Annotated in this window: 12 protein-coding genes and 1 pseudogene; 4 read left to right on the forward strand and 9 right to left on the reverse strand. The window is 72.4% G+C overall.

Features of this window, described 5'->3' with window-relative positions; genetic code table 11:
• Positions 1 to 139: 139 nt before the first annotated feature.
• Both C4U44_RS32755 and C4U44_RS32760 read left to right on the forward strand, forming a co-directional pair.
• Positions 140 to 868 carry an SDR family oxidoreductase gene (locus C4U44_RS32755; RefSeq protein ID WP_103889707.1) on the forward strand — a complete coding sequence of 243 codons (729 nt, stop codon included), beginning with the start codon at positions 140 to 142 and terminating at the stop codon, positions 866 to 868.
• 407 nt (positions 869 to 1275) lie between these two features.
• Positions 1276 to 4368 carry a GH92 family glycosyl hydrolase gene (locus C4U44_RS32760; protein WP_235032519.1) on the forward strand — a complete coding sequence of 1031 codons (3093 nt, stop codon included), beginning with the start codon at positions 1276 to 1278 and terminating at the stop codon, positions 4366 to 4368.
• 105 nt (positions 4369 to 4473) lie between these two features.
• On the opposite strand, the gene C4U44_RS32765 is transcribed toward C4U44_RS32760, so the two are convergent.
• The 4 genes and pseudogenes from C4U44_RS32765 to C4U44_RS32780 form a co-directional block, all read right to left on the reverse strand.
• Positions 4474 to 5466 (reverse strand): substrate-binding domain-containing protein, encoded by a 993-nt coding sequence (locus tag C4U44_RS32765; RefSeq protein WP_103889708.1) that lies wholly within the window; start codon positions 5464 to 5466, stop codon positions 4474 to 4476.
• 6 nt (positions 5467 to 5472) lie between these two features.
• Positions 5473 to 6495, reverse strand: a complete 1023-nt coding sequence (locus C4U44_RS32770; RefSeq protein WP_103889709.1) for an amidohydrolase family protein — start codon at positions 6493 to 6495, stop codon at positions 5473 to 5475.
• A gap of 122 nt (positions 6496 to 6617) precedes the next feature.
• A pseudogene (locus tag C4U44_RS32775) lies at positions 6618 to 7307 on the reverse strand (4-carboxy-4-hydroxy-2-oxoadipate aldolase/oxaloacetate decarboxylase); the annotation flags it as partial.
• Positions 7304 to 8422: a zinc-dependent alcohol dehydrogenase gene (locus C4U44_RS32780; protein WP_103889711.1), complete on the reverse strand. Its 1119-nt coding sequence runs from the start codon at positions 8420 to 8422 to the stop codon at positions 7304 to 7306. The pseudogene C4U44_RS32775 and the gene C4U44_RS32780, both read right to left, overlap by 4 nt.
• A gap of 94 nt (positions 8423 to 8516) precedes the next feature.
• Between C4U44_RS32780 and C4U44_RS32785 the strand changes: the two genes are divergently transcribed.
• Together C4U44_RS32785 and C4U44_RS32790 are read left to right on the forward strand one after the other, a co-directional pair.
• Positions 8517 to 9464, forward strand: coding sequence for an ABC transporter substrate-binding protein (locus C4U44_RS32785; protein ID WP_200823479.1), 948 nt, complete (start codon positions 8517 to 8519; stop codon positions 9462 to 9464).
• Between the two features lie 9 nt (positions 9465 to 9473).
• The gene (locus C4U44_RS32790) at positions 9474 to 9929 is read left to right on the forward strand and encodes an RpiB/LacA/LacB family sugar-phosphate isomerase (protein WP_200823480.1); all 456 of its coding nucleotides are present in this window, start codon (positions 9474 to 9476) and stop codon (positions 9927 to 9929) included.
• Positions 9930 to 10054: 125 nt separating this feature from the next.
• Here C4U44_RS32790 and C4U44_RS32795 read toward each other — a convergent pair whose 3' ends face one another.
• The 5 genes from C4U44_RS32795 to C4U44_RS32815 all read right to left on the reverse strand — a co-directional run bounded on the left by C4U44_RS32795 (position 10055) and on the right by C4U44_RS32815 (position 14084).
• A complete protein-coding gene (locus tag C4U44_RS32795; RefSeq protein WP_103889713.1) occupies positions 10055 to 10903 on the reverse strand; it encodes an alpha/beta fold hydrolase in 849 nt (282 codons plus the stop codon).
• Positions 10904 to 10991: 88 nt separating this feature from the next.
• Entirely contained in the window at positions 10992 to 11828 is an 837-nt protein-coding gene (locus C4U44_RS32800; RefSeq protein WP_103889714.1) for a 3-methyl-2-oxobutanoate hydroxymethyltransferase, read from the reverse strand.
• Between the two features lie 96 nt (positions 11829 to 11924).
• A complete protein-coding gene (locus C4U44_RS32805) occupies positions 11925 to 12416 on the reverse strand; it encodes a 3-methyl-2-oxobutanoate hydroxymethyltransferase (RefSeq protein WP_235032520.1) in 492 nt (163 codons plus the stop codon).
• A 16-nt stretch (positions 12417 to 12432) separates the two neighbouring features.
• Positions 12433 to 13719 (reverse strand): aromatic ring-hydroxylating dioxygenase subunit alpha, encoded by a 1287-nt coding sequence (locus tag C4U44_RS32810; RefSeq protein WP_103889716.1) that lies wholly within the window; start codon positions 13717 to 13719, stop codon positions 12433 to 12435.
• Between the two features lie 50 nt (positions 13720 to 13769).
• On the reverse strand, positions 13770 to 14084 hold the full coding sequence (locus tag C4U44_RS32815; RefSeq protein WP_322973713.1) for a 2Fe-2S iron-sulfur cluster-binding protein: 315 nt from the start codon (positions 14082 to 14084) through the stop codon (positions 13770 to 13772).
• Positions 14085 to 14270: the final 186 nt, after the last annotated feature.

Here is a 14270-nt window from a genome sequence, read left to right on the forward strand (position 1 = left end):
AGCCCCCTTGACTCGGACAACTTGTGTCCGTGTATATTCCCGGACAGAAAGTGTCCGAGTTCGGCGCATGGCACGCCGCCTCGGGGTTCATATGCCACATATGTCATATTACGGACAGATCTCCGACGAAAGGCATGTCATGAAGATCGCAGTCATCGGTGGTACCGGGCTGATCGGATCGCAGGTCGTCACGAACCTGCTCGTCGCGGGGCACGAGGCGGTGCCGCACTCCCAGTCCACGGGCGTCGACGTCATCAGCGGCCAGGGACTGGACGAGGCGGTGGACGGCGCGGACGTCGTCGTCAACCTGACCAACTCCCCGACCTTCGACGACGCCTCGCCGGACTTCTTCCGGACCTCGATGAACAACCTCCTGGCCGCGGCCGGGAAGGGCGGCGTCGGGCACGTCGTCATCCTGTCGATCGTCGGCGTGGACAAGGTGCCGGAGCTGGTGTACTACCGCGCCAAGGTCCTCCAGGAGGAGATCCTCTCGGCGGGTTCGATCCCGTACTCGATCGTCCGAGCCACGCAGTTCATGGAGTTCGTGGAGGCCGCCATGTCCTGGACGGTGGACGGCGACACCGTCCGGCTGCCCGCCACGCCGATCCAGCCGATCGCGGCCAAGGACGTGTCCGCCGCCGTCGCGGAGGTCGCGGTGGGCGCCCCTCTCAACGGCATCCACGCCATCGCCGGACCCGACGTCTTCGCCCTCGACGAGCTGGGCCGGATCACCCTGGCCCGCAAGGACGATGGCAGGACCGTCACCACCGACCCGACGGCCGGCATGTTCGCCGCGGTCAAGGGCGACGTCCTCACCGACAGCACCGCGCACATCGCCTCCACCCACTACACCGACTGGCTCTCCTGACCTGCGGCCTCGCCGGCGCGGGCGGCCCGGGCGGTCCGCGTCCGCCCGGCGCCGCCCGCGTCAGGGGTGGGCGCGGCGGGCCGGACGCGCGCGCCGGTCCCGCGTAGCGGCCGAGCCCGACGCCCGACCCGGACCCGGCTCCCGGCCCGGCGCCGAATCCGACGCCCGGCCCGCCCCGCGCGTGCGTCCGTGCCCGGCCCGCCCCGCGCCCCGCAGCCCCGCTCCCACCGGTCGATCTCACCCCCCCCGCCAACCCCCGCCCGCGTTCAACTCCTTGACGCACGATCACGCTCGGTCCAGACTGCCGACGCGCGGATGACAACGATGTCAAGCGAGTTAATTTACGCAAGCGGGAAAGGCTGACGGTGTACCCACGAAGCAGAAGACGGAGCAGATTCGGCGTCCTGGTGCTGGCGTTGGCGGCGTGCGTGGCGGCGGCGCCGCAGGCGCTCGCCGCGGCCGCGGCACCGGGCGACAGCGGTTCGCACACCGCCCTGGTGTCGGACCCGACCTCCTATGTCGATCCGTTGATCGGTACGAAGAAGGGGGTCGACTTCGAGAACACCTTTCCGGGCGTGACGGCCCCGTTCGGCATGATGCAGTTCAGCCCTGACACCACCTCCGGCGGCACCGGCTACTCCTACACCGACGACGCGATCCGGGGCTTCAGCCTCGACCACTTCTCGGGCGGCTGCTCGTCGTTCGGCGACATCCCCCTCCTGCCGGTGACCGGTGCGGTCGGCACCGATCCGGCCGGGCGCACCGAGCACTTCTCGCACGACGACGAGCAGGCCGTGCCCGGGTCGTACGCGGTGAAGCTCGCCGACTCCGGGGTCCAGGTGAACCTCGGCGCGACCACCCGTACCGGGATCGCCAGGTTCGACTACCCGTCCGGCAGCCAGGCCCAGGTGCTGGTGAAGTCCGGCACGAGCCTCGGCGGCGACCTGTCCGCCGACGTGCACGTGGTCAACGACCACGAGCTGTCGGGCACCACCACCCCGCACGGCCTGTGCAACAACAGCTCGTACACGATGTACTTCGACATCACCTTCGACCGGCCGTTCACCGCGCACGGCACCTGGCAGGGCGGCACCGTGACCCCTGGCGCGTCGAGCGCCTCCGGCTCCGGTTCCGGCGCGTACCTGACCTTCGACACCTCCGCCGACAGCAGCGTGACGGCGAAGGTCGGTATGTCGTACGTCAGTACGGCGGGTGCGGCGAAGAACTCGGCCGCGGAGATCCCCGGTTGGAACGTCGCGCACGTGCAGGCCGACACCCGTGCGGCCTGGCGGGACCTGCTCCGCAAGGTCGACGTGGGCGGCGCCTCCAAGGACGAACTGACCACGTTCTACACGTCGTTGTACCGGTCGTTCCAGTCGCCGAGCGTCTTCAACGACGTCGACGGCCGCTACATCGGCTTCGACGACGCGATCCACACCGTGCCCAAGGGCCACACCCAGTACGCGACCTTCTCCGACTGGGACATCTACCGCTCGCTCGCGCCGCTGCAGACCATGCTCTACCCGGAGAAGGCCGGCGACATGGCCAACTCGCTGCTGCGCGACGCCCAGCAGCAGGGCGGATGGTGGCCGAAGTGGCCGTCGCAGAACATGACCGGCAACGTGATGAACGGTGACAACGGCGTGCCGCTGTTCGCCCAGTACGTCGCCTTCGGTGCCAAGGGCGTGGACGTCGCCGACGCCCTGCCGATCATGGAGAAGGCCGCGACCACCTCGCAGAAGGTCGGCTGGGGCTGGGTGGAGCGCCCCGGCGTCGAGGACTACGTCAAGCTCGGCTACGCACCCAACGACGCGACCTCGCAGGGCGACCACGGCCTGCAGGGCGCGTCGGAGACCCTGGAGTGGTCGACCGACGACTTCGCGATCTCCCGGCTCGCCGCGACGGTCGGCGATCACCGCACCGAGGCGGAGTACGCGAAGCGGGGCAACAACTGGCAGAACATCTACGACCCGGCCACCGGCTACCTGCGCCCGCGTGACGACAACGGCTCCTTCCCCGCCGGGCCCGGCTTCCAGACCCCGCCGGCCGGCGCGTTCGGGCAGGACGGCTACGACGAGGGCAACGCCGCGCAGTACAACTGGTCGGTGCAGCAGGACGTCGCCGGGCTCGTCGCCGCGATGGGCGGCAAGGACAAGGTCGTCCCGCGCCTCGACGACTTCTTCAGCCAGCTCAACGCGGGCGGCAACGCGCCCTACGACTGGGCGGGCAACGAGATCGACACCACCGCGCCGTGGATGTACGACTACGTCGGCCAGCCGTGGAAGACCCAGGAGGTCGCCAGGCGGTTCGAGACGCAGCTGTTCACCACCGCCCCCGACGGGCTGCCCGGCAACGACGACAACGGCGCGCTGTCCTCGGAGTACGTGTGGGCCGCGCTCGGCATGATGCCCGCCACGCCCGGCACGCCGACGCTGGCGCTGAACAGCCCGCTGGTGAAGCGGGCCGTGATCAGTCTCGGCACCGGCCGGAAGATCACCATCGACGCCCCGAAGGCGGCCGACAACGCCCCGTACGTCACCGGGATGCGGCTGGACGGCCGCACCTTCGCCTCCACCGCGCTGCCCGCCTCCTTCGCCACCGGCGGCGGCACGCTCGACGTGAGCCTGTCCACCCGGCCCGACACCCACTGGGCCACCGGCGCGCAGGCCGCGCCGCCGTCGTACCGGTCCTACGAGGTCCCGGCCGTCGGCTACCTGACACCGACCGGGACGCAGATCGCCCCGGGCGGCACCAGCCTGCCGGGCACGGTCGGCGTGTCCCAACTGGCCGGCCACGCGGGCAAGGTGCACTGGACCGCCACGACCGACGTGCCCGGAGTGAGCGTCAGCCCGTCCTCGGGCACGCTCGACCTGACCCGCGCCTCGTCGGCGAAGGTCCCGGTCAGCATCGCCGTCGCCGACGGCACCCCGTCCGGCTACCACCCGGTGAAGGTGGCCTTCACCACCTCCGACGGGCAGTCGCTGCCGGGTGGCGCGTCCGTCATCACCGTGCCGGCCGCCGACGGCGCCGCGACCTCCTGCGACACGCTCGGCGCCACCGACACCGAATGCGGGCTGCGGCTGCGCGACAACGGCGACGGCCACACCACGCCGGTCACCGTCGCCGGCCGGTCCGGCCGGTCCACCACGGACGGCTCGCCGTACGAGTACTTCGACGTCGACAACACCACGGTGCCGGGCGGCAGTTACCACGCCACGGTGACCATCGACTACTACGACCACGGCACCGGGAGCTGGAGCCTGCAGTACGACGCGACCGGCAACGCATACGAGTCGACGGCGCCGGTGGCCAAGACCGGCACCGACACCTGGAAGACCGCGACGTTCACCGTGGACGACGCCGCCTTCCACAACGGCGAGAACGCGGGCACCGACTTCCGGCTCGCCAACAGCGGTGACACCGGCACGATCGGGCGCGTGCACGTCTCCGTCACCGGCGACAACGTGCTGGCGCTGCACCTGTGCCCGGACGGCAACTGAACCCGGTGATCCCGGCGGTCGGCTGACCGCGGGGTGAACGCCTCGCGGCGGCCGGCCGGTTCGCGTGAACCGGCCGGCCGCCGCACCCGTCGTGCCGGTCGGCGGTCAGATCACCGCCGACTCCAGCGACTGCGGCGCGAACAGCTCCTCCGGTGCGAACTGCCGGGCGGACAGCCCCTGCTCGTGGTGGTAGCGCAGGAACGCCGACAGCGCCTCCCGGTTGCCCGGCAGACCGTAGGACCAGAAGTCCCGGCCCAGCAGCGCCCGGGCCTCCTCCAGTTGCGGTGTCAGCCAGGGCAGCATGAAGCGCAGCGCCGAGGTGTCGTAGAGGTTCGCGTACGCCTCGTCGCGCGCCGCGAGCAGCGCCTTGTACAGCGACTGGGCGACCCACGGATGGCGCTCGTACACGTCCCGGCGGATCACGACCACGTGCATGATCGGGAAGACGCCGGTCGCGCCGTAGTACTCCTTCTCGGCCGCGACCACGTCCGGGAAGACCCGCCGCACCCGCGGGTCGCCGGCCGCGAACGGGCTCGGCACGCGCGGGGTGCACAGCGCGTCGATCTCGCCGGCCGCCAGCATCGCCGAGAGCGTCGCGCCCTCCGGTATCCGGCTGATCCGGACCGACGCGGGCAGGTCGAGATCGGCCTTCTCCACGCGCCCGGCGGTCTCCTGACCTCCCGTCACGTAGCGCACGGAGTCGAAGGGCACGCCGTGCCGGTCGCCGAGGATGCCGCGCATCCAGACGCACGCGGTCAACTGGTACTCCGGGGTGCCGATCAGCTTGCCGCGCAGGTCCTCCGCCGAGGAGATGCCGGCGTCGGCGTGGCAGTACAGCGAGCTGTGCCGGAACATGCGGGAGGTGAAGACCGGCAGGGCGACGAAGGGGGACGGGTCGGAGCGCAGCGAGACCACGTAGGAGGACAGCGACATCTCCGCCACCTCGAACTCCTGGTGCCGCAGCATGCGGAAGAAGGTCTCCTCGACCGGCAGTCGCAGATAGGTCAGGTCGATGCCGTCGGGGCGGATCGTGCCCTCGGCCAGTGCGCGGGTGCGGTCGTAGTCCCCGCAGGCGAAGGTGAGCCGGAGTGGGGCCATGGGGAACTACCTTCCGTCCAGGGTGAGTCGGGCGTCGAGCCGGGGATAGACGCGGCGGGCGTTGGCCTCCAGGACCCGGTGGAGCTGGGGCGCGGTCAGGCCGGCCCGCTCGACGTAGTGCCGGGTGTCGTCCCACGCGACGCCGGTGTCCGGGTCGGCGCCGCGCACCGCGCCCAGCATCTCCGAGCCGAACAGCACGTTGTCCGGGCCGATCACCCGCAGCAGCAGGTCGATGCCCGCCTGGTGGTACACGCAGGAGTCGAAGAAGACGTTCTCGCGCAGCAGTTCGGCCGGATCGGGCCGCCCCTCGCGGGCGGCCAGCCCCCGGTAGCGGCCCCAGTGGTAGGGCACCGCGCCGCCGCCGTGCGGGATGACGAGGCGCAGCGTCGGGAAGCGGGCGAACAGCTCCCCGCCCAGCAACTGCGCGAACACGGCGGTGTCGGCGTTGAGGTAGTGCGCGCCGAGGGTGTGAAAGGCCGGGTTGCGGGACGTCGAGACGTGCACCATGGCCGGCACGTCGAGCTCGGTCATCGCCTCGTAGAGCGGGAACCAGTACGGGTCGGTGAGCGGCGGCGCGGACCAGTGCCCGCCGGACGGGTCGGGGTTGAGGTTGCAGCCGACGAATCCCAACTCCTCGACGCAGCGGCGCAGTTCCGCCACGGCGTCGGTCAGCCGGCCGCCCGGGGTCTGCGGCAGCTGGCAGACGGCGGCGAAGTGCCGGGGGAACAGGGCCGTCACGCGGTGCACGAGGTCGTTGCTCGCCGCCGCCCAGCCGCGGGCGGTGGCCGGGTCGGGCACGTGGTGCTCCATCCCGGACGCCTTCGGCGAGAACAGCATCAGGTCACCGCCGCGCTCACGCAGCACCTTCAGCTGGTGCCGCTCCACGCTCTCGCGCAGCTGGTCGTCGCTGATCGCGGCCGGCACCGGCAGCGGCAGCGAGGGGTCCGCCAGCCGCGCCGACTGCGCGTCCCGGAAGGCCTGGAGCTGCGGGGGAGCGGTCGTGTAGTGGCCGTGGCAGTCGATGATCACCGGGTCCGGCTCCCCGCTCGCGGGGACGCGCCCGCGGGGTCGGGTGAAGGAGTGGCCCCGGGGCGTGACGCGGGATCGACCGCTGAGGCGTCCGCCGCGCCGATGGCGGCATCGTCCGCGCGATCGGCGGCCGGCGCGGCGTCCCGATAGGTCAGCCCCTTGGCAGCGAGCCGGTCGCGCATCCCATGCACGTCCAGGCCGAGTTCACCGGCCGCGTAGCGGGCCCGCAGTGCCGCCTCGCGCTCCTCGCGCGCGGCCGACGCCTCGCGCACCTGCTCCGCGCGCTCGCGTGGTACCCGCACCACCCCGTCGTCGTCCGCCACCACGACATCACCGGGCCGGATCCACTGCCCCCCGCACACCACGGGCACGTTGACGTCGCCGAGCGTCTCCTTCACGGTGCCGAAGGCGCACGTGTGCCGGGCCCACACCGGGAAGCCCATCCCGCGCAGCTCCGCGACGTCGCGGCAGCCGGCGTCGATCACCAGCCCGCGCACCCCGCGGGCCGCGACCGCGGTGGCGAGCAGGTCGCCGAAGTAGCCGGCCTGCGAGGGCGAGGTGGGCGCGACCACCAGGATGTCGCCCTCCCGGCACTGCTCGACCGCCACGTGCAGCATCCAGTTGTCGGCCGGCGGCACGCTCACCGTGACCGCCGTGCCGGCCACGCGGGCGCCGGACCACACCGGGCGCAACTCGGGGGCGAGCAACCCGGTCCTGCCCTGCGCCTCGTGGACGGTGGCGACTCCGAACCCCGCCAGCCCCGCCACGGTCGCGGCGGCCGCGCGCGGCGGGTTCGTGACCACGACGCTCATGCGGCCACCTCCTGCGGGAGCAGCGAGACGTGCACGGCGTCGCCGCCGTACTCGCCGCCGACGGTGCGGATCGCCCGGTCGGTCTCGGCCAGCCCGAAGGTGTGGGTGCCGAGCCGCTCCAGCGGGAAGCGGCCCGACGCGAGCTGCTCCAGGGCGAGTTCGCAGCTGCGGTAGCTGTGGCCCCGGGCGCTCTTCACGCTGATCGACTTCTCGGTGATCTTCTTCAGCGGGAAGTCCGGGAACGCGGCGAGCTCGCCCTGCACCACCATGGTGCCCTCGCGCCGCACGAGCGCGTCGACGCCGAGCAGCAGCGGCGCGGTGCCGGCGCCCGCGGTGCAGTCCAGCACCACGTCCACCCCCTTGCCCGCGGTCAGTTCGCGGATCCGCTCCAGCGGGTCCTCGCGGGTCACGTCGATCACCGCGTCGGCGCCGAGCTCCCGGGCCAGCGCCAGGCGTGCGGCGTCCCGCGTGGTCCCGGTGACGACGATCAGAGCGGCCCCGGCCTGCTTGCAGGCCACCACCTGCGACAGCCCCTGCTGGCCCGGGCCCTGGATCAGCACGGTGGAGGCGTAGCGGACGCCGGCGGTCACCAGGGCCCACTCGATGCCGTTGGACAACGGCGTGACCAGGCCCGCCAGTTCGGGCGACACCCCGTCGGGCACCCGGTGGACGACGGAGTTCCACGGCAGGTAGAGGTACTGCGCGAAACCACCCCACAGGCGGTACGGGTTGTCGGCCGAGGTGTAGCCGTAGCGCCGCGCGTCGGGGTTGGTGCGCCAGTCGGTCGCTTCGCAGTGCCGGTACTCGCCTGCGTGGCACCACGCGCAGCGGAAGCAGCCGACGTAGTGCTCGACGAAGACCCGGTCGCCCTCGCGCAGTCCCTTGCGCTCGGTGAACGCCCGGCCCGCGCGGGCGATGGTCCCGACGTTCTCGTGGCCCATGATCACCGGGTCGGCGAACGGGGGCTTGGCGTACATCTTCACGTCGGTGCCGCAGATCCCGGCCACCTCGACCCGCAGCAGCGCGCCGTCGTCGGGGATGTCCGGCATCGGGAACTCGCGCAGCTCGGTGGTGCCTGGCGCGGTTCTGACCGCTGCCAGTACCTGATCTGCCATGGGCCTCTCCTCGTCCGTGTGTCGTGGCGCCCGTCGCCCGGGGCGCGACGACACTCTATGGCCTTATGGACTGACCATGCTACCTTTCCATGCCATGGCCGTACCCACGCTGACGACAGTGACCCGCACCCAGGGCGCCAACGCCTCGCTCAAGGACGGAACCGTGCGCCCGCACGGCTTCACGCTGGACTTCGAGGAGGTGCCCGTCCTCGTGCACGCCTTCCGCCGGATGGTGCGCGGGCTGGAGTTCGACGTCAGCGAGATGGCGCTGACCACCTACCTCGTGGCCAAGGCGCACGGCGCGCGCTTCACCGCGCTGCCCGCGTTCCTGGTCCGCGGCTTCCACCACGGCGCGATCCTGTACGACCCGGAGTCCGGCATCAGCGGCCCGAAGGACCTGGAAGGACGCCGGGTCGGGGTCAACCGCGGCTACACCGTGACCACCGGGGTGTGGGCGCGCGCCGTGCTCGACCAGGAGCACGGCGTCGACCTCGACCGTGTGACGTGGGTGCTCTCCGGTGACGAGCACGTCCCCGACTACCGGCCGCCGTCGAACGTCGTGCCCATGCCGGAGGGCGGCTCGCTGGAGGAGATGGTGCTCAGCGGCGAACTCGCCGCCGTCATCGGCCTCGACGCGCGCAGCGCCCGGCTCAAGCCGCTGATTTCCGACCCGCAGCAGGCCGCGATGGCCGCGCTGGCCGAGCGCGGCACCTATCCGATCAACCACCTGGTGGTGGTCAGGGACGACCTGCTGCGCGAGTTCCCGCGGCTGGGCGCCGAGGTGTTCGGCGCGTTCGCCCGCGCCAAGCAGGCGTACGTCGAGCGGCTGGGGAACGGTGCGATCGCCAGGCCCACCCCGGCCGACCTGGTCCACCTCCGGGTGATGGAGGCGACCGGCCGCGACCCGCTGCCCTACGGGCTGGCGCCCAACCGGCTCGTGCTGGAGGAGCTGATGGAGCACGCGGTGCGCCAGCACATCCTCGACGCACCGCTGCCGCTGGAGGCGCTGTTCGCCGACGGCACCCGCGACCTGACCGCCTGAGGAGACGCCGTGCTGATCGCGCTGGCCGCCGACCACAACGGCGTCGAGCTGAAGTCCTGGCTGTGCGGGTGGCTGACCGCGCAGGGCCACACACCCGACGACCGCGGGGCCTACGACGGCGTCCCGCACACCGACTACCCGCCGCTGTGCGCGGACGTGTGCCTCCAGGTCGTGCACGGCGCCGCGGCGCGCGGCGTCGTGCTGGGCGGCAGCGGGCTCGGTGAGTCCATCGCCTGCAACAAGATCCGCGGCATCCGCGCCGGGCTGTGCCACGACGTGCGCAGCGCGCGCATCTCACGCGCCAACAACGACTCGAACGTCCTGGTGCTCGCTGCCAAGGTGCTGTCCCCGCGCGCGGCCGAGCAGATCGTCGCGGCCTGGCTGGAGACGCCGTTCAAGGGCGGCGAGCACCGGCGCCGGCTGGACCAGATCGCGGCGCTGGAGCGGGGCGCACCGCTTCCGTGAGGGCACTGCTTCCGTGAGGGCATCGCGGCCGGCCCGGGCGCACACGCGCTTCGGGTCGGCCCACGGCGCCGTGCGCGAGGCGCGACGGCGGAAACCGCGCGGCCCCATGGGCGCGGCGCGGCGGGTCACGCCGTCGCCAGGAACTCCAACACGCGGCTGGGCGCGGTGTGTTCGGTCTGGTCGGCGACCGGCACGTCCCAGAACTCCGCCCGGGGCAGGCACTCCTGGAGGTAGCGCGCCGCGGACGGCGCGTGCGACTCGTCCTGGCCGGGCACGATCAGCGCGGGCACGTCCAGCGCCAGCAGGTCCTCCGGCTCCGGTCCCGGCACCGTGTCCCGGTCGAACAGCAGCCGGGCGGTCCCGCCGGCCGCGAGCCGGTAGCGGTCCGGGGCCATCGCGGCGTAGCGCGTGGCGAAGGCGGCGTCCTGGCGCAGCACGCTCGCCCACGGACCCACCCGCGGATCGGCGGAGAAACCCGCGTCGGTGCCCGCCGCGAGTTCCGCGACCCGCGCCAGCCCGTGCTCGTCGGCGTACGCCAGATGCGTCACGAAGCGCGCGTGCTGCTTCATGCGGTACTTCACCCCGCCCGCCGGGGAGTACAGCACCATGCCGAGCACCCGCTCGGGGTGCGCCACCGCGACCGCGGCCACCGTCGAGCAGCCGACGCACCCGCCCATCAAGTACGCCTGTCCGATGCCCAGATGGTCCAGCAGCCCGACGCCCTGCCGGACGTAGTCCGACCAGCCGATCCGTTCCACCCGCCCGCCGGACCGGCCCGACTCCCGCCGGTCGAAGGTGATGCAGGTGTACGCGGCGGCCAACTGCTCCAGCAGCCGCAGCCGCCGGTAGACGCCGACCGTCCGCCAGCTCTCCAGGGTCGAATCGAAGCCGCCGGGCGAGAACATCAGCAGCGGCGGCCCCGAACCGGCCGTCTCGTAGCGGGTGGTGATCCCGTCGATCACAACGGTGGGCATGGGCGCTCCTCGCATCGGGCGCCGGCGGCGCGGCGCGGGGGACCGGCGGTACGGCGCCGGCAGGGCGGGTGGTAGAGGTGACGGACCGTCAATTTGCCGTCGATGGAACGGGGATGCCGCCGGCGATCTGCCGGGCGGCCCGCACGTCCTCGGCGTACGCGCTGACCGCGTCGTGGGTGACCCGGGCGACGTTGGCGTAGGTGGGCGGCGGGTCGTCCAGCGCCGAGGCCGCGTAGCCGATCGCCGCGTGCGCCATCCGCATCCGGCCGTCGAGCCACGGGCCGCCGCCGAAGCCGCCGAGGACCGGCACCGGGACCGCCGCGGCCACCGCCGCGCCCACCACCGGGCCGGAGTTGGTGAAGTTCAGCAGGACCGCGCCGGCCTCCACCAGCCGCCTGGCCTCCTCGACCATGGCGTCCTTCATCTCCACCGGCACCTGGTCGGAGGGGGAGGGCACCGCGCGGTACTCCACGCCGTAGCGCAGCGCGGTCTGCGGGGTGATGCCGAACTGCGCGAAGACCGGGATGCCGGCGGCGCTGACCGCGGCCACGGCGTCGAGATGGTCGCCCGCGCCGTCCAGCTTGACCATGTCGACGCCCGCCTCCTTGACGAAGCGGATCGCGGCCGCGAGCGCGCCGGCGGTGCCCTCCTGGAGCGGGCCGAACGGAAAGTCGACGCTGACCAGGGCGCGTTGGACCCCGCGCCGGACGGCCCGGGCCACCACCACCATCTCGTCCATCGTGACCTCGAACGGATTGGTGTGCCCCCACAGGTTCACCCCGACCGTGTCGCCCACCGACACCAGGTCCACGCCCGCGCGGTCGACGATCCGGGCGATCTGGTAGTCCCAGGCCACCACTCCGACGATCTTCCGGCCGGCGTCCTTCATCCGCTGCAGGGCCTGCGGACTGATCTTCTCTGACATCGTGCGTCCGTTCCTCCGGTTCCGAGTTGCCGGTGCTGCGGCAGGTGGGGTACGGGCGGGCGGCCGGCATCGCGGGGCCGCCCGCCCGCACCCCGGCTACACCCGCAGCGCCGTGAGCAGTTCGACCACGTCGGCCTCGTCGGCGGACAGCAGCAGCACCCGGGCGTAGGGCCGCAGCGCCGCCACCGCCTCGTCGGCCTCGAAGCCGTCGCCGAGCACCACCCCCGCGGTGGTCACCGCGCGGGCCCCGCACGCGGCGCCGATCGCGGCGGCCTGCCGGCTCCCGGCGTCCCCGGCGGCGAGCACGACCACCACGTCGGTGCCGGCCAGCACCTCCCGCAGGGCGACCGGCGGCACGCCGTCCAGCCCGAACAGCGCCAGCGCCTCGGGCGGCCGGCCCTCGGCCGCCTCGCCGCAGGCGTAGAAGCGGGCCGCGGCCCAACTCCGCGCGGCCACCCGCCGGGCGACCGCCTCCGCGGCCCGGTCCAGCGCGATCACCCGGGCGTTCCTGGCCGGCGCGATCGGGCGGGTGATCCGGAAGCGGGACTCCGCCGCCGAGGCCGCCCGTGCCGATTGGCTCAAAGACATGACCGGTACCGCCATGTCACACCGACGACTGCGCGACGCCCGGCGTGACCGTCACCGCGTCCCGGCAGGAGTCGAGGAACGACTCGGCCTGCGGCAGCACCACCGCCGCCGACCGCACCCGGTGGTGCACCGGGTCCACGCCCGGCGGGCGGACCCCCTCGTCCCGCAGCGCGATCGCCGCCTTGCGCAGCTTCTGCCGCGCCTTGATGATCCCGCTGTCGGCGGGCACCAGCCGCTCCTTGGTGCGGTCGACGATCGGACCCATGCTCTCCTGGAGCGACGCGTCCTGCATCGCGATGCCGGCCACGCCCGAGTACGTGTCGCCGCGCTTCTGGGCCTCGCGGTCGATCAGGTAGTCGTTGTCCATGTTCGCGGCCGGGCGGTAGGTGCCGGGGATGTTCCTGCTGTGCACGCCGTGCCCGTCGACCATCGCCTGCCGCTCCTGGTCGGTCAGCGCGCGCACCGGGTGGTAGTCGAAGGAGTACGTCCAGCAGTTCTCGTCGTCGATCGGCACCCAGAAGTGGCCGTGCACCGGGTGGTCCCCGCGCGGCGGCACCATCGTGAACGCCGGCATCACCCACGGCGTGATCCGCCAGTAGTAGGTGCCGGGTTCGGCGTTGCGGCGGGCACCGACGAACAGCCCGCCCTCGCTGTCGGCCACCTCGAAGAAGGGCTTGGTGTCCTTCATGTTGTACTCGTTGCCCTTGGCGCCCTTGAACAACGGATCGGTCTTCAGGCCACCGGAGTGCAGGAACGTCACGTGACTGGAGTCGATGCCGCCCTCGAACGCCTGCAGCCAGTTCGACTGCTGCCACCGCTTGGAGGTGTACGTCTGCTCCGGCGGCACCTGCACGAACTCGAACTCCGGCAGCGGCGGCTGCTCGGCGGCGTCCCCCATGTACGTCCACAGCAGGTCGCCGACCTTCACCAGCGGGTACGCGGTCAGCTGCACGTTCTGGCAGAAGCTGCTGTTGTCGGCCTCGGAGGGCACCTCGACGCACTGGCCGGTCACGTCGTACTTCCAGCCGTGGTACGGACAGCGCAGGCCCGAGCCCTCGTTGCGGCCGAACCACAGCGACGCGCCGCGGTGCGCGCAGAACTCGTCGACCAGCCCGTAACGTCCCTCGCTGTCGCGGAAGGCGACCATGCGCTCCGAGAGCAGCTTCACCCGGACCGGCGGCGAGTCGTTCTCCGGGAGCTCCTCGGCGAGCAGCGCGGGTATCCAGTACTGCCGGAACAGCTCGCCCATCGGGGTTCCGGGGCCGGTCTGGGTCAGCAGCTCATTGATGTCTCGTCTAAGCACGGCCGTTTCCCTTTCACATGATGCCTGTCACCGCACGCGCGTCGCGGAGGTCAGGGCTGCTCAGGCGGGATCTCGACGGTGAGGCCGTCGAGCTCGCCGGTGATGCGTATCTGGCACGACAGGCGGCTGGTCGGGCGCCGCTCGGAGACCGCCATGTCCAGCAGGTCCTCCTCCGCCTCCCCGACGGTCCCGGTCAGCGGGGCGAACGCCTCGTCCACCCACACGTGGCAGGTGGCGCACGAGCAGTTGCCGCCGCACTCCGCCACGATCCCGGGTACGCCGCTGCGGACCGCCGCCGCCATCACGGTGTCGCCGGCCGCGGCCTCCACGGCGTACTCGTCGCCGCTGCTGGCGATGTAGATCACTTTGGCCAAGGCCCCTCAGCCCTCTCCCGGTTGGTCGTCCCCGAGCGGTGTGTGCACGCTCCCGGGACCGACGTCCGTTGGTATGTCCATTAGACCAGAGTCCGCGGCGGCGGCACAAGCATCCGAGGTGCCGGCATCGCCCGCCGCGACCCCGCGGACGCGGTCGGCGGCAGCCGTCAACGGCCG

This window comes from Actinacidiphila yanglinensis, from assembly GCF_900107965.1.
GTDB lineage: Bacteria > Actinomycetota > Actinomycetes > Streptomycetales > Streptomycetaceae > Actinacidiphila > Actinacidiphila yanglinensis.